This window comes from Caballeronia sp. M23-90 (genome assembly GCF_053574605.1).
Map to the genome: position 1 here is coordinate 1 of NZ_JBSIPA010000689.1, position 2,336 is coordinate 2,336.

General features: G+C 61.0%; 3 protein-coding genes. 2 read left to right on the forward strand and 1 reads right to left on the reverse strand.

Translation table 11 applies throughout. The features are described 5' to 3' along the window. A partial coding sequence (locus tag ACRXB1_RS34695; protein ID WP_449494612.1) for an ABC transporter permease occupies window positions 1-866 on the forward strand: 866 nt, incomplete at its 5' end. Then, window positions 866-1,972 carry a lipocalin-like domain-containing protein gene (locus ACRXB1_RS34700; RefSeq protein ID WP_449494613.1) on the forward strand — a complete coding sequence of 369 codons (1,107 nt, stop codon included), beginning with the start codon at window positions 866-868 and terminating at the stop codon, window positions 1,970-1,972. The genes ACRXB1_RS34695 and ACRXB1_RS34700, both read left to right, overlap by 1 nt. Before the next feature lie 53 nt (window positions 1,973-2,025). Here the strand turns inward: ACRXB1_RS34700 and ACRXB1_RS34705 are convergent. After that, the coding region (locus tag ACRXB1_RS34705; protein WP_449494614.1) for a DUF3597 domain-containing protein at window positions 2,026-2,336 on the reverse strand (311 nt) is incomplete at its 5' end.

Consider the following 2,336-nt stretch of genomic DNA (forward strand, 5'->3'; position numbering starts at 1 on the left):
TCACGCTCGATCCGGCGCGTCCGGCCATTGCGTTGCTGGCGCGCGAGATCGATGCCAACGATCCCGGCGCCACGCTGCAGATGACCGGACCCGTGCTGCCGATGTCATCCGTGCATCAAGGCGAGACGCCTATATGGGTATCGGAGGCGATGGTCGATCTCTATGGGTATCGAACGGGCGAGCGCGTGCGGTTGTCGGTCGGAGCGCATGAATCGAGCTTCGTGGTCGCCGGCGTGTGGCGCGACTATGTCCGGCAAACCGGCGCAATCCAGTTGCGACTTGCGGACTACCGCAGGCTTACGGGCGACACGGGTGCAACCGATGTAGCCGTCAGCGTGCAGCGCGGAACCAACGTGGACGACGTGATTGCAAGACTGCGCAAACTCCCTTTCGGCCCGGCGATGGAATTCGCCCAGCCCGGCGAGATCCGCGCGAAGACACTGACGATTTTCGATCGCAGTTTCGCGGTCACTTATTTGCTCGAAGCGGTGGCGATCGTGATTGGCCTGTTTGGCGTCGCCGCGACCTTTTCGGCGCAGACGCTCGCACGTGCGCGCGAATTCGGCATGTTGCGACACGTCGGCGTCACGCGCCGCCAGGTCCTCGCGATACTCGCTGCTGAAGGCGGCATGCTGACGGCGCTGGGCACTGCCGTGGGATTCATTCTCGGCTGGGCGATCAGCCTGATCCTCGTGTTTGTCGTCAATCCGCAGTCGTTTCACTGGAGCATGTCGATGCACATTCCCTGGTCCGTACTCGGCACGGTCGCGGCGGTGATGCTGGTTTCATCGTGCGCGACGGCCGTGATCGCGGGCCGCAAGGCGATCTCGCTCGATGCCGTCCGCGCCGTCAAGGAGGACTGGTAATGCGTCTCTTCATGCACCTCCAGGCCTTGACGTTATGCCTATGCGCTATTGGAACCACGCCTTCGATGGCCACCGAGTTCGCAACTGTCACGCCGGGTCATCAGCTAACGTTTCCGCAAGACACGGGCGCGCATCCGGCCTTTCGCACCGAGTGGTGGTACGCAACCGGCTGGCTGAATCAACCCGACGGCAAGCCGCTCGGGTTCCAGATCACGTTCTTTCGCTCGGCGACCGGACACGATCCCGCCGATCCCAGTGCCTTCGCGCCATCGCAATTGATCATCGCGCACGCAGCGCTCAGCGATCCATCCATCGGACGGCTCGCGTACGATCAAAAGATCGCCCGGCAAGGCTTCGGTCTGGCCTATGCGAAGACCGGCAACACCGAGGTCAAGCTCGACGCATGGCAACTCGATCGTGCCGCCGATGGCCATTACGCCGTAACGGTCAAGGCCAGCAATTTCACGCTGAACCTCACGCTGACGCCAACGGCCGGGCCACTATTGCAGGGTGACAACGGCTACTCGCGCAAAGGCCCTTTACCCGCGCAAGCGAGCTACTACTACAGCGAACCGCAACTACGCGTAAGCGGCAAGGTCACGCGGACTTCGGCACAGAACGGCAAAGCCGCCCTCGATACGACCGTCACCGGTTCGGCGTGGCTCGATCACGAATGGTCCAGTACCGTACTCAGCGCCGACGCGGTCGGCTGGGACTGGCTCGGTGCGAACCTGACCGATGGATCAGCGTTGATGGCGTTCAAGGTTCGCAGCCATGACGGCAGCGCGGTCTGGGCACACGCGACGCTACGAGACCCGCAAGGCAACGCGAAATCTTTCGATGGCAATCAGATCGACTTCATGCCGTTGCGCACATGGCGCTCGCCACGTACGGGGACGTCGTATCCGGTGTCGGAGAGGGTAAGAACCGGCGACGCAACATGGCAACTCGACCCGCTGATGGATGATCAGGAACTTGATTCCAGTCAGTCCACGGGGGCAGTATATTGGGAAGGCGCGGTAACGGTGAGCCGTGACAACAAGAAAGTCGGGCACGGGTATCTTGAGCTGACCGGCTATAACAAGGCGCTGAAAATGGAGAAGTAGTCGCACGGATGTGCGTGCGGCTACTTTTGAAACACGCGCTAGAGAACCAACGCTCAGTTCTTCAAACTATCCGGGACTTTGCCGCCATTGGCCGCAAGTTGCGCCATGACCGCCTTGTGCAACCAGATGTTCATGGATGCCGAATCATTCGTATCGCCCGAATAATGCAGTTCACCCGCAAGCTCCTTGCGAGCGGCAAGGCTGCTGTCCAGACCCAACAGTTTCATCAGATCGACAATCGATGTCTGCCAGTTAAGTTTTTCCGATGATCTGGATTGCAGGCCGGTCAATACTGCTTCGACGTCGACCGCCGTCGGCCGAAATCGCTGCGGCGCCGCCGGTCGACGTCGAAGCAGTATTGACC